The 15,977-nt window shown below is 68.0% G+C and carries 14 protein-coding genes; all 14 read left to right on the top strand.

Features of this window, described 5'->3' with window-relative positions; all coding sequences use genetic code 11:
• A partial coding sequence (recN, locus tag ACR2JI_RS01680; RefSeq protein WP_526387349.1) for a DNA repair protein RecN occupies positions 1–1,550 on the top strand: 1,550 nt, incomplete at its 5' end.
• Between the two features lie 94 nt (positions 1,551–1,644).
• Complete coding sequence (gene steA, locus ACR2JI_RS01675; protein WP_526387347.1) at positions 1,645–2,838, top strand: putative cytokinetic ring protein SteA; 1,194 nt, start codon at positions 1,645–1,647, stop codon at positions 2,836–2,838.
• A gap of 4 nt (positions 2,839–2,842) precedes the next feature.
• The gene (locus tag ACR2JI_RS01670; RefSeq protein WP_526387345.1) at positions 2,843–3,778 is read left to right on the top strand and encodes a copper transporter; all 936 of its coding nucleotides are present in this window, start codon (positions 2,843–2,845) and stop codon (positions 3,776–3,778) included.
• A gap of 179 nt (positions 3,779–3,957) precedes the next feature.
• Positions 3,958–5,706, top strand: coding sequence for a CTP synthase (gene pyrG, locus ACR2JI_RS01665; protein WP_526387343.1), 1,749 nt, complete (start codon positions 3,958–3,960; stop codon positions 5,704–5,706).
• Entirely contained in the window at positions 5,699–6,322 is a 624-nt protein-coding gene (locus ACR2JI_RS01660; RefSeq protein WP_526387341.1) for an NUDIX domain-containing protein, read from the top strand. The genes pyrG and ACR2JI_RS01660 overlap by 8 nt, the downstream gene beginning before the upstream one ends.
• On the top strand, positions 6,319–7,293 hold the full coding sequence (gene xerD / locus ACR2JI_RS01655; protein WP_526387339.1) for a site-specific tyrosine recombinase XerD: 975 nt from the start codon (positions 6,319–6,321) through the stop codon (positions 7,291–7,293). Before ACR2JI_RS01660 ends, xerD begins: the two co-directional genes overlap by 4 nt.
• A gap of 70 nt (positions 7,294–7,363) precedes the next feature.
• Positions 7,364–8,227, top strand: a complete 864-nt coding sequence (locus ACR2JI_RS01650; RefSeq protein WP_526387337.1) for an SDR family NAD(P)-dependent oxidoreductase — start codon at positions 7,364–7,366, stop codon at positions 8,225–8,227.
• A gap of 3 nt (positions 8,228–8,230) precedes the next feature.
• A complete protein-coding gene (locus ACR2JI_RS01645; protein ID WP_526387335.1) occupies positions 8,231–9,739 on the top strand; it encodes a flavin-containing monooxygenase in 1,509 nt (502 codons plus the stop codon).
• Positions 9,736–12,174, top strand: a complete 2,439-nt coding sequence (locus ACR2JI_RS01640) for a PEP/pyruvate-binding domain-containing protein (protein WP_526387333.1) — start codon at positions 9,736–9,738, stop codon at positions 12,172–12,174. The genes ACR2JI_RS01645 and ACR2JI_RS01640 overlap by 4 nt, the downstream gene beginning before the upstream one ends.
• Positions 12,175–12,184: 10 nt before the next feature.
• Positions 12,185–13,045, top strand: a complete 861-nt coding sequence (locus tag ACR2JI_RS01635; RefSeq protein ID WP_526387331.1) for a ParA family protein — start codon at positions 12,185–12,187, stop codon at positions 13,043–13,045.
• Between the two features lie 26 nt (positions 13,046–13,071).
• Positions 13,072–13,920, top strand: coding sequence for a segregation/condensation protein A (locus ACR2JI_RS01630; protein ID WP_526387351.1), 849 nt, complete (start codon positions 13,072–13,074; stop codon positions 13,918–13,920).
• Positions 13,920–14,645, top strand: a complete 726-nt coding sequence (gene scpB / locus ACR2JI_RS01625; protein ID WP_526387329.1) for an SMC-Scp complex subunit ScpB — start codon at positions 13,920–13,922, stop codon at positions 14,643–14,645. The genes ACR2JI_RS01630 and scpB overlap by 1 nt, the downstream gene beginning before the upstream one ends.
• An 11-nt stretch (positions 14,646–14,656) precedes the next feature.
• Entirely contained in the window at positions 14,657–15,409 is a 753-nt protein-coding gene (locus ACR2JI_RS01620; RefSeq protein ID WP_526387327.1) for a pseudouridine synthase, read from the top strand.
• Positions 15,406–15,977, top strand: a 572-nt coding sequence (cmk, locus tag ACR2JI_RS01615) for a (d)CMP kinase (protein ID WP_526387325.1), incomplete at its 3' end; no start/stop codon positions are given. The genes ACR2JI_RS01620 and cmk, both read left to right, overlap by 4 nt.

Genomic DNA, 15,977 nt, shown 5'->3' with positions numbered 1-15,977 from the left:
GTCTCGACCCGGCCATCGCGGTCCGGGTCGGGGAGATCCTGGCCTCCTCGGGGGCCGACCGTGATGACGACGGCAGCATCATCGCGCTGCGCACCGTCAGCCGCGATGGTCCGTCGCGCGCCTACCTGGGCGGGCGCAGCGTGCCCGCGAAGTCGTTGAGCGCCCTGACCACCGGGTTGCTGACTCTGCACGGCCAGAACGATCAGCTCAGGTTGATGTGGCCTGAGGAACAGCGCGCCGCACTCGATCGCTTCGCCGGCGTCGCCGATGTGCTCGAGCGCTACCGCAAGCTGCGCGATGAGTGGCTGATTGCCCGCTGGGATCTCGACGATCGCACCAGCCGGGCGCGGGAGGTGGCGCAGGAGGCCGATCGGCTAAAGTTCGCGCTCGCCGAGATCGACCGGGTCGATCCGAAGCCGGCCGAGGACGACGTCCTCGTCGCCGACATCCGCCGGCTGTCCGAACTCGACTCGGTCCGGGAGGCCGCTGCCGGAGCACGGGAAGCCCTGTCGGGCTCGGATGACGACGAATCTGGTTCGGCGACAGCGCAATTGGCTCGTGCCGCAGCGTTGCTGGAGTCCACCGATGACGCGACGCTGACAGCCCTGGGCCACCAGTTGCACGAGGCGCTCGGCGCGGCCGGTGATGTGGCCCGCGAACTCGGTGACTATCTGGCCGGTCTGCCCGCCGATGCCAGCACCCTGGAGACCAAACTGGCCCGACAGGCCGAGTTGCGCAGCCTCACCCGCAAGTACGCCGCCGTCGTCGACGGCGTGCTGGCCTGGGCGGCCGAGTCACGACAGCGGCTGGCGCAGCTCGATGTCTCCGAGGAAGCCCTGGTCGGCTTGGCCCGGCGGGTCGACGAACTCGCCGGCAAGGTCGCCGCCGCCGCGGTGAAACTCTCCAAGGCGCGTGCGGCGGCTGCCACTGGACTGGCCACCGCGGTCACCGGGGAACTGTCCGGCCTGGCGATGGCCGATGCCGACTTCACCGTGACGGTCGCCACGATGGAGGCCTACGAGGACGACGGTGCGCCGCTGACGCTGCCGTCCGGCGAGATCGCCCATGCCGGCTCCGACGGCGTCGACGCGATCGAGTTCGGTTTCACCGCGCAACGCCAGACCGATGGGGGCGGCACCCCGGGATCGACCTCAGTCCTGCCGCTGAGCAAGAGCGCCTCCGGCGGCGAACTGTCCCGGGTGATGCTCGCGCTCGAGGTGGTGCTGGCGGCCTCGGCCGAAGGCACCACCATGGTGTTCGACGAAGTGGATGCCGGGGTCGGCGGCCGGGCCGCGGTGCAGATCGGCAAGCGGCTGGCCCGGCTGGCCCGCACCCATCAGGTGATCGTGGTGACCCATCTGCCGCAGGTCGCGGCCTACGCGGACACCCACCTGGTGGTCGAGGGCGGCAGTGGTGCCAGCCGGGTGCGGAGTCTGGACGATGACGACCGGGTGGTGGAACTGGCCCGGATGCTGGCCGGTCTGGGGGAGTCTGACACCGCCCGCGCGCACGCCCGCGAGCTGCTGGAGAGCGCCCGGCAGGAACGCTGAGTACCTGTTACTCGTGTGAAAGAAAGTAACTTCTGGGGCTGCTGTTACGGCGCGCCTACCTCGATCCGGCCCCGGACGCCGACAAAATCGGCCCATGAAGATGTCTGCGCTTCTTTCCCGCAACACCAGTGATCGTCCTGGCGTCATCGGCCACGCGCGGGTGGACCGCGATATCGACCGACTGCTCCGCCGGGTCGGGCCGGGCGACATCGTCGTCCTCGACATCCTCGACCTGGACCGGGTCACCGCCGACGCATTGGTTGACGCCGGTGTCATCGGTGTGGTCAACGCCTCGCCGTCGATCTCCGGGCGCTACCCGAACCTGGGTCCCGAGGTTCTGATGGCCAACAACATCGTCCTGATCGACAATGCCGGGCCGGAGATCTTCAAGAAGATCAAGGACGGCTCCAAGGTGCGATTGCACGACGGCGGCGTCTATCACGGCGACCGTCGACTGGTGCACGGGGTGGAGCGCACCGACGAAGAGATCTCCGATCTCATGCACGACGCCAAGACCGGCCTGGTCGCACACCTGGAGGCCTTCGCCGGAAACTCGATCGAATTCATCCGCAGTGAAAGCCCACTGCTGATCGACGGTATCGGGATCCCCGATATCGACGTCGACGTCTACCGGCGCCATGTCGTCGTGGTCTCCGACGGTCCGAGTGCGGCCGCTGACCTCAAAGCGCTCAAGCCGTTCATCAAGGAGTACCAGCCGGTGCTGGTCGGCGCCGGCGCCGGTGCGGACATCCTGCGTGAGGGTGGCTACCGCCCGCAGTTGATCGTCGGCAACCCCGAACAGATGAGCGCGGACGTGCTCAAGTGCGGTGCCCAGGTGGTGCTGCCCGCCGACGCCGACGGCCACGCATCCGGTCTGGAGCGCATCCAAGATCTCGGCATCGGTGCCATGACCTTCCCGGCCGCGGGTTCGGCCGCTGATCTGGCACTGCTGCTCGTCGATCACCACGGCGCCTCGCTGATCGTGACCGCGGGCCACTCGGCCAACATCGAGGAGTTCTTCGACCGCACCCGGGTGCAGAGCAACCCGTCGACATTCCTCACCCGGCTGAAGGTGGGCGAGAAGCTCGTCGACGCGAAAGCGGTTGCGACGCTGTACCGTAACCACATCTCCGGCACCGCGATTGCGCTGCTGATCCTGGCGGTGTTACTGGCCGTGGTCGCCGCGCTGTGGGTTTCGCGCGCGGATACCGTCGTCATCGACTGGATCGTCGACTACTGGAACCGCGTCTCCGTGTGGGTCCAGAGTTGGATGCCCGGAGGGTCATAGCGACGTGATCACGCTTCGCCACCACATCATCTCGCTCGCGGCGGTATTCCTGGCCCTTGCGATCGGTGTGGTGCTGGGTTCCGGAGTGCTCAACGACACCATGCGCTCCGGGGTCTCCGAGGGTAAGGCGGCATTGCAGAAGCAAGCCGGGTCGCTGACCGATGAGAAGGACACCCTGGCCGGCCGGCTCAAGGCGGCCGATCAGTTCGACGCCCAGATATCCGGCCGGGTCGTCCGTGACGCACTGGCCGGCAAGTCCGTGGTGGTGTTTCGCACCCCTGATGCCGAGGACGGCGACGTCGATGCCCTGGTCGGACTGGTCGGTCAGGCCGGCGGCACAGTGACCGGGACGGTGGGGCTGACGGATGCGTTCGTCGATGCCGCCGACGCGGAGAAACTGCGTTCGGTGGTGAACTCGCCGATCGTCCCGGCCGGTGCCCAGCTCGACACCGCGTTGGTCGATCAGAGCTCACAGGCCGGCGATCTGGTCGGGCTGGCGGTGCTGATCAACCGTGACCCCAAGATCGCTCCGGTGGACGACCCGGCCCGAGACACCGTGCTCGGCGCGCTGCGCGACACCGGGTTCATCACCTACGACCGGGTGGGGGCCGCCGACACCGCGCTGGTGATCACCGGCGGGGCTCTGGCCGATGACGCCGGCAACCGGGGCCTGACGGTGGCACGCTTCGCCGCCGGGTTGGCGCCACACGGATCCGGCACTGTGCTGGCCGGCCGGGACGGCTCGGCCGGCGGGGTCTCCGCTGTCGCGGTGACCCGCAATGACGCCGCCCTCGCTGGTGCGGTGACCACTGTCGACGACATCGGCACCGTCGCCGGACGGATCACCACGATCCTGGCCCTGCAGGCGCTGATCGCCGGGGTCGCCCCGGCCAAGTATGGCGTCGGCGCGGGCGCGGCCGCAGTCACCGTGCCCCAGTAACCCGTGCCCCAGTAACCCGCACGTAACGCGCCGCGCCGGTGTGTGCACGGCCGGTTGTCGGGGTCGGTGTTAGGGTCAATGTCCGTGGGTCGGCAGGCCCCAACCGGGGCGGTTGATCCGTCGATGGCCCCGGAAAACCAAGTCCTGCGCTGTCGTCACGGAGGTCTCCCTTGCCACCTTTGCGCAAGCATTCTCAGACCGCCACCAAGCATCTCTTCGTCACCGGCGGGGTGGTCTCATCGCTGGGCAAAGGACTGACCGCCAGCAGCCTCGGGCAGTTGCTCACCGCGCGCGGCCTGCAGGTCACCATGCAGAAACTCGACCCCTATCTCAACGTCGACCCCGGCACCATGAATCCGTTCCAGCACGGCGAGGTATTCGTCACCGAGGATGGCGCCGAGACCGACCTCGACGTCGGCCACTACGAGCGGTTCCTGGATCGCAACCTGTCCGGGTTCGCGAATGTGACCACCGGCCAGGTGTATTCGACCGTGATCGCCAAGGAGCGCCGCGGCGAGTATCTCGGCGACACCGTCCAGGTGATCCCGCACATCACCGATGAGATCAAGCGCCGCATCATCGCGATGACCGAACCCGATGCCGATGGCAACCGGCCGGACGTGGTGATCACCGAGATCGGCGGCACCGTCGGCGATATCGAATCGCTGCCGTTCCTGGAAGCCGCCCGGCAGGTCCGCCATGAAGTGGGCCGGGAGAACTGCTTCTTCCTGCACGTCTCGCTGATCCCCTATCTGGCGCCGTCCGGCGAGCTGAAGACCAAGCCCACCCAGCACTCGGTTGCCGCGCTGCGCAGTATCGGTATCACCCCGGACGCGTTGATCCTGCGCTGTGACCGCGATGTTCCCGAACCGCTGAAGAACAAGATCGCGCTGATGTGCGACGTCGACGTCGACGGCGTGGTCTCCACACCTGACGCGCCGTCGATCTACGACATCCCCAAGGTGCTGCACCGTGAGGAACTCGACGCCTATGTGGTGCGCCGGTTGAACCTGCCGTTCCGCGATGTCGACTGGACCATCTGGGACGACCTGCTGCGCCGGGTCCACGACCCGCAGGAGACGGTGCGAATCGCGTTGGTGGGCAAGTACATCGACCTCTCCGACGCCTACCTGTCGGTGGCCGAGGCACTGCGGGCCGGCGGGTTCGCGCATCGGGCCAAGGTCGAGATGCGGTGGGTGGCATCCGATGACTGCGACACCGACAGCGGCGCGGCGGCCGTCCTCGACGATGTCGACGGTGTGCTGATCCCGGGCGGGTTCGGTATCCGCGGTATCGAGGGAAAGATCGGCGCGATCCGCTACGCCCGTCACCGCGGTGTCCCGCTACTCGGCCTCTGCCTGGGTCTGCAATGCATCGTCATCGAGGCGGCGCGGTCGGTCGGGCTGACCGAGGCCAATTCCGCGGAGTTCGAACCCGGCACACCTGATCCGGTGATCTCGACGATGGCCGATCAGCGTGACGCCGTGGCCGGCGATGCAGACCTGGGCGGCACCATGCGGTTGGGCGCCTATCCGGCGGTGCTGCAACCCGGGTCGGTGGTGGCCGCGGCCTATGACGCGACCACGGTGTCGGAACGGCACCGGCATCGCTTCGAGGTGAACAACTCCTACCGCGACCGGATCGCCGAGAGTGGGCTGCTGTTCTCCGGCACCTCGCCGGATGGTCATCTGGTGGAGTTCGTCGAGTATCCGCGTGAGGTGCACCCGTTCCTGGTCGGCACCCAGGCCCATCCCGAACTCAAGAGCCGCCCCACCCGTCCGCACCCGTTGTTCGCCGCATTTGTCGGCGCCGCACTGGAGTACAAGGCCGGGGAGCGGTTGCCGGTCGAGATCCCCGAACAGCACGCCAACGGCAAGGAGCGCGAGGGCGACCCCACGCAGTCGCTGCCGGAACATGCCCGTGGCTGACCACGATTTCGAGACTCTCGCCAGCGAAACCGTCTATCAGGGAACGATTCTCGCGCTGCGTACCGATGAGGTGCGGATGCCCGGCGGCGGCTCCGCGACGCGTGAGGTGGTCGAACACTACGGCGCGGTCGCGGTGGCCGCAGTCGACGACGAGAGCCGGCTGGCGATGATCTACCAGTACCGGCACCCGCTGGGGCGTCGGCTGTGGGAACTGCCGGCCGGACTGCTTGACGGCGCCGGTGAGGATCCCGCCGAAGCGGCGGCGCGTGAACTGCGTGAGGAGACCGGTCTGGTCGCTGACGACTGGCGGGTGCTGATCGATCTCGCCGTGTCACCGGGATTCTGCGATGAGGCGATCCGGGTGTACCTGGCCCGCGGGCTGCGCGATCTCGGCCGCCCGCCGGCCGATCACGAGGAGGCCGATCTCAGCGTGCACTGGGTTCCGCTGGCCGAGGCCGTCGACCGGGTGCTCTCCGGCGAGGTGGTCAACGCCACCGCCGCCGCGGGCGTGCTCGCCGCGCACGCGGTGATCGTCGACGGCAAGCCCACCCGACCGGTGGGTGCGCCGTGGCCGGATCGTTCCGCCGCATTCGCGGCCCGCGCGGTGCGCCGATGACGACCTTTCAGCCCACCGAACTCGCAAACACCGCTCTCGGGGGTCAGCTGCAGGGCTATCTGGATCACCTGAGCATCGAACGCGGTGTGGCGACCAACACGATCGTGTCGTATCGCCGCGATCTGCGCCGCTACGGCGAACACCTCGCCGGCCGCAATATCCACGATCTGCGTGATGTGACCGAGATCGATGTCAGCGACTTCCTGGTCGCGCTGCGCCGTGGCGACCCCGACGCGGGGGTGACCGCCCTGTCGGCGGTGTCGGCGGCCAGGGCTCTGATCGCCGTGCGCGGCCTGCACAAGTTCGCCGCTGCCGAGGGCATCCTGGACCTCGACGTGGCCCGGGCGGTCAAACCGCCCACCCCGACCCGGCGGCTGCCCAAGAGCCTGGCACTGGACGAGGTGCTGGCTCTGCTCGACGGCGCCGGCGGCGATGCTCCCAGCGACGGCCCGCTGACGCTGCGCAACCGGGCGCTGCTGGAACTGCTCTACTCCACCGGGGCGCGGATATCGGAGGCCGTCGGCCTCGACGTCGACGATGTGGACACCCAGGCCCGGTCGGTGCTGCTGCGCGGTAAGGGCGGTAAGCAGCGACTGGTGCCGGTGGGGCGTCCCGCCCTGGCCGCGCTGGATGCCTACCTGGTGCGTGGCCGACCGGACCTGGCCGGCCGTGGGCGCACCGCTCCTGCCCCCGCGGGAGCGATCTTCCTCAACGCCCGCGGTGGCAGGCTGTCCCGGCAGAGCGCCTGGCAGGTGCTCCAAGATGCCGCCGAACGGGCCGGGATCGCCGCGGCGGTGTCCCCGCACACGCTGCGGCACTCGTTCGCCACCCACCTGCTCGACGGTGGCGCCGACGTGCGCGTCGTCCAGGAACTGCTCGGTCACGCCTCGGTGACCACCACCCAGATCTACACCCTGGTCACCGTGAACGCCCTGCGGGAGGTCTGGGCCGGGGCACACCCCCGGGCCTAGCGGATTCTGGCAAGGTGTGTCTCACCTGCGCCACTCGCGGATCGCACCTACCTGAAACGAGTACCCATCGATGATCGGCGATTTTGACGGACGAGTCGCTGTCGTCACCGGCGCCGCGCACGGAATCGGCCGCGCCCTTGCCATCGGTTTGGCGGCCGAGGGAATGCGCGTGGTGGCCGTCGACATCGACGGCTCCGGCGCATTGGCGACGGCCCAGCAGGCCGGCGCGGGCGCAGTGGCGACGGCCCGGCAGGCCGGCGCCGCAGCCGTCGCACGACAGGTGGACGTGGCCGATGCCGCAGCGGTCGACGCGCTGGCCGATTACTGTTTCGCCGAATTTGGTCAGGTCGATCTGTTGGTCAACAACGCCGGTGTGTTCCAGGGTGGGCTCTGCTGGGAGCGCAGCGTCGAGGATTGGCAATGGGCCCTGGGCGTCAACGTTTTCGGAATCATCCACGGCCAGCGCAGTTTTCTGCCGCGGATGATCGCCCAGGGCACCGAGGGGCACGTGATCAATACGGCGTCGGTGGCGGCATTCGTCTCCGCTCCGCTGTCGGGACCCTATGTGGTGTCCAAGTGCGCGGCCTTCTCCCTGACCGAGTGCCTGGCCCACGATCTGGCTCTGGTCGGCTCGAAGATCGGTGCGTCGGTGCTCGTGCCCAGTGCCTTCGACACCGCGATCGCGCGATCCTCGACCGTCCGGCCGGCCCGGTTCGGAGTCGACTCCACCGAGGACGGCCAGGGCACGGCCGCCGCCCTGGCACAGATCATCTCCCAGGGAATGTCTCCCGACGAGGCTGTGGGACCGGTGCTCGACGGGATTCGCTCCGGGACGTTCCTGATACCCACCAGGCCCAGCTACGCCGAGCAACTCCGGCACCGATACGAAGCACTGCGGGACCGGGAACTACCCGCCCTGACCGAGGTGGATTAACGCATGGGACGACTCGACGGCGATGCGGCCTTGACCCCGGACGCCCTGCGGATCGCGGTGATCGGCGCCGGGCCCGCGGGCCTGGCAGCAGGCCACGAGTTACTTGCCCGGGGCTTCACGAACTTCACGATCTTCGAGGCCACCGACGCCGTAGGCGGAACCTGGCACCTGCATACCTACCCCGGCCTCGCCTGCGACGTCTGGGCTCACGCGTACACGTTCTCCTATCGGCCCAACGCCGAGTGGAGTGCCAGCTTCGTCGAGCAACCCGAGATCGAGGCCTATCTGCAGACCTGCGCCCGCGAATTCGGCCTCACCCCGCACATCACCCTGAACACGCGCATCGCCGGCGCCCGCTACCAGGACGACGGTTACTGGGTCCTGGAGAGCACCGCCGGGGAGCGTTTCGAGTTCGACGTGGTCATCAATGCGATGGGCAACCAGCACACGCCCCGCTACCCGAATGTGCCCGGTATCAACGAATTCCAGGGGGCGAGTTTCCACGGCACCCGATGGGATCACGGCGTCGAATTGACCGGGAAACGTGTTGTGGTGGTCGGCTCGGCGGCCAGCGCCGTCCAGATCGTTCCCGAGGTTGCGAAAGTCGCGGGCACGCTGACGGTGCTGCAACGCTCACCGAACTGGATCATGCCGAGGGGCCGCAGGTTCTATTCGGACGCCCAGCGGCTCCGGTGGCGGCGGTTGCCGGTCACGATGCTGCTCATCCGGCGTGTGCAGCAGTTCCTGATGAGCCTGGTTCACGACGCCGCCACCCTGGGCCACAACCGGGCCAGGCAGTTCGAGTCCCGGGCCCGCGCGTTCATCGACCGCGCGATCCCCGATCCGCAGTTGCGCGCCGCCCTCACGCCCACCGACCCCTACGGCTGCAAGCGGGGTCTGGTCTCCGACGACTTCTACCCGGCTCTGCTGCGCGACAACGTCGAGTTGATCCCGGAGGGGCTGCGTGCGGTGCGCCCGACCGGAGTCACCACCGCGAGCGGTCGCGAGATCGACGCCGACGTCATCATCTTCTGCACGGGCTACCGGATCCTGGACTTCGACAGGATCGACGTCGTCGGCGAGGCCGGCGAGAGCCTCGCCGAGGCCACGTCGACCTCCATCGGGGCCTTCAAAGGTATTGCAGTGCCGCACTTTCCGAACTACTTCCTCGCCGTGGGCCCCAATGGCCTACCGCTGGACGTGCCCTACTTCCGCACAGTCGAGCGCAACATCAAGACCATCGTCGGTTTGCTGGTCGCCAAACAGGCGGCCGGTGTGCGTGCGCTGGCAGTCAACCCGAAGCTCCACCTCGCCTACAACGATTGGCTGGCGGAGCGCTTCGGACGCTACTCCTGGGCATCGCCGTCGTGCAGCAGCTACTACCAGGACGCAAACGGGCGCACGCCCTTCCTGTTCCCCGGGCGTTTCAAGGAGTACGCCAAGCTCCACGACCAATCCGGTCTGCACGAGTACGACCTGAGCCCGGTATCAGCGGGAAGCCCGGACCGGTGACGGCGCCCACCATCCTGACCCTCGACGACCTCGGCGATGCGCCGGTCGGTGGGAAGGCCGAAGGTCTGGCCACCCTCGTCAGGCTCGGACTGCGGGTGCCGGCGGCGTTCGTGGTCGTCGGCGCCAGCCCCGGCAATCTGCCCGAGGACCTTGAGGCCCGCTACGTGCAGTTGGGCGGCGGGGCTGTGGCAGTGCGCTCCTCGGCCCTGGGTGAAGACTCCGCCGACGCCAGCTTCGCCGGGCAATACGAGACGATCCTCGACGTCACGGGAATCGACGCACTGCGCGCGGCCATCGAAACCTGCCTTGCCTCATTGCAGAACGACCGGGCAGCGGCCTACCGCCGGCAGAGCGCGCACGACGACGCCGAGGTGGCGATGTCGGTCGTGGTGCAGAACATGGCGCCGGCCGCAAGCGCCGGGGTGTTGTTCACCGCAGACCCCGTCACCGGGCGTCGGGATCGCCTCATCATCGACGCGGTGCGCGGCCTGGGCGAGGCGCTGGTCAGCGGTCATGCCTCCCCGGACCACTATGTTCTGGACCGCACCGGGACCACTCGCCAGGCCCAACTCGAGGGCGCGGCGCCGATTCTCGGCGAAGCCGTCCGGCGCAAGCTGGTGGCCTCGGCGCTGGCCGCCGAAGCGGCCGAAGGGTGTCCACTGGATCTCGAGTGGGCGGTCGACGGGGACGATGAGATCCACTGGCTGCAGGCGCGTCCCATCACCCATCTGCCGCCCGACCCCAACGAGCTCGACACCCCGATTGTCGACCCGACGCACGTCTACACCCGGTGCAACGTCGGTGAGATGTTCCCGGGCGCGTGCACCCCGCTGTCCTACTCCTTCACCGCGCGCAGTATCGACGTCGGCATGCAGATGATGCACGTGCAGGTCGGCATCCAAAAGGCGGTGGTGCCGGACATGCGCTTCCTCATCATGAATTCCGGGCATCTTTTCCTCAACCTCAGCACCATGAGCGAGACCGCGACGCACGCCCTCGGCTCCAGTGCCGACCAGCTGGCGCTCTCGGTGTGCGGCCGGCCCGTCACAGAGTTCACGATTCGCGGCGGCGAACCGCCGTCGCGTCTGCGTCGCACCGCCAACGGTGGCCGGTACATCAAATATCTGCTCGGTCAACCCAAGGCGCGGCGGGAGATGAAGCGTCTGGTCACCGAGCTGGATTTCCCCGCGTCCGAAACCGCCTCTGCCGCATGGCGGGAGATCGACCGGCGCTTCCCATTCATCTACGACGCGATGCACTACCACCTGATCTCTTCGGCCGGCTCCGGTGTCCTCACGCCGACTCTGCTCGGGGTGATCGCCGGGGGCCGCGAGGCCTCCGAAGCCGATCACGCCACCGTGGCGGCGTTGCTTGCCGGAGCCGACGACGTCGAGAGCGCCGACATCATCGCCGGCGCCGAACGCATCGCGCACCATATCGCCGCTCATCCCGACGGCGAGAGGTCCTTCACCGATGCCGAACCGGACGCGGCGCTGGACTGGATCCGGTCACCGGCGGCCGGTGCGGCCGGTGCGGAGTTCGAACGCTATCTGCGTGACCACGGCCACCGCGCCATCAAGGAGCTGGAACTGCGCCAGCCGGAGTGGCGGGCGGATCCACGGCCGGTGATCCGCTCCCTGCAGGTCTCGCTGCGCCAGCGTGGATCGGTGCGTGTCAGGCCCACCCGGCCCGCCGACACCGGACCGTCTGACCCGGGGGGAAGCGGCCGCGCCGTCGCGCTGCTGGCCCGGATGGCGCGCCGGGCGGTCCGCTCACGCGAAGAGACGAAGTCCGGCCTCGTCGCCGTCACCACCCGCTTCAAGGAGGCCTACCGCACCCTTGCCGCACTCCTGGTGGCGGAGGGACTGCTGCCGGACGCCGACGCGGCCTTCTTCCTCACCCATGACGAACTCGGACGGCTGGCCGGGGACGGCGAAACCGGGCTCGTGCCGGTGGCACTGGCCCGCCGGGAGGCCTTCGCGGTGCAGGAGACCTATGAATTCCCGGACGTGTTCCAAGGCGAACCCGATCGGCTCGATCTCGATCTGGAGGTGCCGACCGGCGAGTCCGCCGGCGTCGTCCGCGGAGCCCCGGTGAGCCGCGGACGGGTCACCGGGGTCGCACGGATCGTGCGCAACCTCGACGAGGCAGCCGCCCTTCAGCGCGGAGAGATCCTCATCGCGCCGATCACCGACGTCGGCTGGACCCCGTATTTCAGCCTGATCGCCGGTCTGGTCACCGACGTCGGAAGCGCGGTCTCACACGGCGCGGTGGTGGCGCGCGAATATGGGCTGCCGGCGGTGGTGAACACCCGGATCGCGACCCGGGTTTTCGCGACCGGCGACCGGGTCGTCCTCGACGGCGAATCCGGCGTCGTGCGGTTGGCCGAAGCCGACCCGGGTCCAACGGAACCCGCGCCCGAGGTCAGCGGCTAGACTCTCGCCGATGACCGAGGAGACAGACGAGGTGGCGGTCGGTCTCACCGGCCGGCCGGCTCGCCAGATTCCTGAACCCCGCCCGCTGACCAGCCACGGCCCCGCCGTGGTGATCTCGATGTGCAACCAGAAGGGTGGCGTCGGGAAGACCACGTCGACGATCAACCTGGGCGCCTCGCTGGCCGGTTACGGGCGCAAGGTGCTCCTGGTGGATCTGGACCCGCAGGGCGCACTGTCGGCGGGCCTGGGCGTGCCGCACTACGAACTGGCCAACACCGTGCACAACCTGCTGGTCGAACCGCGGGTGCCGATCTCCGACGTGCTGATCCACACCAAGGTCGACGGACTGGACCTGGTGCCCAGCAATATCGACCTGTCGGCCGCCGAGATCCAGTTGGTCAACGAGGTAGGCCGCGAGCAGGCTCTGGCGCGGGCGCTGCGGCCACTGCTCGACCAGTACGACTATGTGCTGATCGACTGCCAGCCGTCGCTGGGTCTGCTCACCGTCAACGCGCTGGCGTGCTCGGACGCGGTGATCATCCCGACCGAGTGTGAGTTCTTCTCCCTGCGCGGTCTGGCGCTGCTGAGCGACACCGTGGACAAGGTTCGTGACCGGCTCAACCCCAAACTGACCATCGACGGCATCCTGGTGACCCGGTTCGACACCCGCACGGTCAATGCCCGCGAGGTGATGGCGCGGGTCCTGGAGCGTTTCGGCGATCTGGTGTTCGACACCGTGATCACCCGCACCGTCCGGTTCCCCGAGACCAGCGTCGTCGGCGAGCCCATCACCACCTGGGCGCCGAAATCCGGTGGTGCACAGGCGTATCGCGCACTGGCCCGCGAGGTCATCGACCGCTTCGGTAAGTGACTACCGGCCAAGTGACTACCGATCAAGTGACGACCGATCAGGTGACGACAGATGTCGCGCCCGAGTCGGGTTCTGACGAGAAGGCTCCGGAAAAAGGCTTCCGGGTAACCCTGACCAACTTCGAGGGTCCGTTCGACCTGTTGCTGCAATTGATCTTTGCCCATCGGCTCGACGTCACCGAGGTGGCGCTGCACCAGGTGACCGACGAGTTCATCGCCTACACCCGCTCGATCGGATCCGATCTCGAGCTCGACGAGACCACCACCTTCCTGGTGATCGCCGCGACCCTGCTTGATCTCAAGGCAGCGCGGCTGCTGCCGGCCGGTGAGGTCGAGGACGCCGAGGACCTGGCCCTGCTGGAGGTGCGCGATCTGTTGTTCGCGCGATTACTTCAGTACCGGGCGTTCAAACATGTCGCGGAGATGTTCGCCGAACTCGAGGCCGCGGCGTTGCGCAGCTATCCGCGGGCGGTGGCGCTGGAGGACCAGTTCGCCGATCTGCTGCCGGAGGTGATGATCGGTGTCGACGCTCGGACCTTCGCCGAGATCGCCGCGTCCGTCTTCACCCCACGCCCGGTCCCGGTGGTGGCCACCGAACACCTGCACGCCTCCCTGGTGTCGGTGCCCGAGCAGGCTGAGCGGCTGCTGGAGATCCTGGAGCGCCGCGGGGTGGGGCACTGGTCGTCGTTCTCCGAATTGGTCGCTGACTGTTCAGAGTCCATCCAGATCGTCGGACGGTTCCTGGCGCTGCTCGAGCTGTACCGGGCCCGGACGGTAACATTCGAGCAGTCAGAACCGCTTGGAGTGCTGCAGGTTTCGTGGACCGGAGACCGCCTGACGAACGAAGACCTGGTGAGAACCGAGTGGGAAGAATAATGACCGCTGACGAGACCGACGCCGAGCTCGCAACCGACCGTGACACCGAACTCGACAACGGCTTGGGTGCCGACGAGGCGCCGACCGAACTCCTCGAGGATGACGAGCTGTCGCGGGTCCTGGAGGCACTGCTGCTGGTGGTCGATTCGCCGATCACCGTCGAGGCGCTGGCCTCGGCGACCGCGCAGCCGTCCGACCGGATCGCCGACGGTCTGCGCCGGATCGCCGCTGAGTTCACTGAGCGCGACAGCGGGATCGACCTGCGCGAGACCGGCGGCGGCTGGCGGATGTACACCCGGTCCCGCTTCGCCCCCTACGTGGAGCGCCTGCTGCTCGACGGCGCCCGGTCCAAGCTGACCCGGGCGGCGCTGGAGACCCTCGCGGTGGTGGCCTACCGGCAGCCGGTGACCCGGGCGCGGGTCAGCGCGGTGCGCGGCGTCAACTGCGATGCGGTGATCCGGACCCTGGTGGCACGCGGGCTGATCACCGAGGCCGGCACCGACTCCGACAGCGGCGCCACCACGTTCTCCACCACTGAGATGTTCCTGGAGCGGCTCGGCCTGACATCGCTGGCCGAACTGCCCGATATCGCACCGCTACTTCCCGATGTCGACGTGATCGACGACCTGAGCGAAAGCCTCGACAGTGAGCCGCGTTTCGCGAAATTGTCCGCCGGCCCCCGGCAGGACAAGCCGGTCGCTTTCAATGTCGACACCGATGTCTGAGGTCGACACCGATGTCTGAGATGACCGAACCCGAGGGTATCCGGCTGCAGAAGGTTCTGTCCCAGGCCGGTATCGCGTCGCGGCGGGTGGCCGAGCGGATGATCCGGGACGGCCGTATCGAGGTCGACGGTCGCATCGTCACCGAATTGGGTACCCGGGTGGATCCGGAGACCGCTGAGATCAAGGTCGACGGCGGCCGGATCGTGCTCGACGACTCGATGGTCTACCTCGCCATCAACAAGCCGCGCGGGATGCACTCGACGATGTCGGATGACCGCGGTCGCCCGTGTGTGGGGGATCTGGTCGAACACCGTGTGCGCGGCAACAAGAAGCTGTTTCACGTCGGGCGACTCGACGCCGACACCGAAGGTCTGCTGCTGCTCACCAATGACGGCGAGCTGGCGCACCGGCTGATGCATCCGTCCTATGAGGTGCCCAAGACCTATCTGGCCACCGTCGTCGGATCTGTGCCGCGCGGGCTGGGCAAGACCTTGAAGTCCGGTATCCAACTCGACGACGGACCCGTTGCGCTCGATGATTTCGCGGTGGTCGATGCGGTGCCGGGCAAGACTCTGGTTCGGGTCACGCTGCATGAGGGCCGTAACCGGATCGTGCGCCGGATTCTCGAGGAAGTCGGGTTCCCGGTGAAGGAGCTGGTTCGCACCGATATCGGGCCGGTCACTCTCGGCGATCAGCGGCCGGGCAGCATCCGGGTGCTCACCCGCAAGGAAGTCGGCGAGTTGTCGAAGGCCGTCGGACTGTGACCGTCATCGCGATCGACGGTCCGGCTGGCACCGGAAAGTCCTCGGTGTCACGGGGGTTGGCGCGCGAACTGGATGCCCGCTATCTGGATACCGGGTCGATGTACCGGATCGTCACGCTGGCGATGGTGCGCGCCGGGGTCAATCTCGAGGATGCCGATGCGATCGCGGCGGCCGCTGACGTGCCGCTGTCGGTGGGGTACGACCCGAACCGTGAACAGTCGTATCTCGCCGGTGAAGACGTGTCGGTGGCGATCCGCGGCGACGATGTGACGCGAGCGGTGTCGGCGGTCTCTGCGGTTCCGGCGGTCCGGGAGCGGCTGGTGCGGTTACAGCGCGAACTGGCGGCCGGCCCGGAAAATGTTGTCGTGGAGGGCCGCGATATCGGCACGGTGGTGCTACCCGACGCGGATGTGAAGGTCTTCCTGACCGCATCGCCGGAGACCCGGGCCCGGCGCCGCAATGATCAGAACATCGCCGCCGGTCTGCCCGATGACTACGACACGGTGCTGGCCGATGTGATGCGCCGGGACCATCTGGATTCCACCCGCTCCGTCTCGCCATTGCGTGC

It is taken from the genome of Mycobacterium sp. (genome assembly GCF_051006775.1).
Taxonomy (GTDB): domain Bacteria; phylum Actinomycetota; class Actinomycetes; order Mycobacteriales; family Mycobacteriaceae; genus Mycobacterium.
This window is presented reverse-complemented; position numbering and strand designations above follow the sequence as displayed.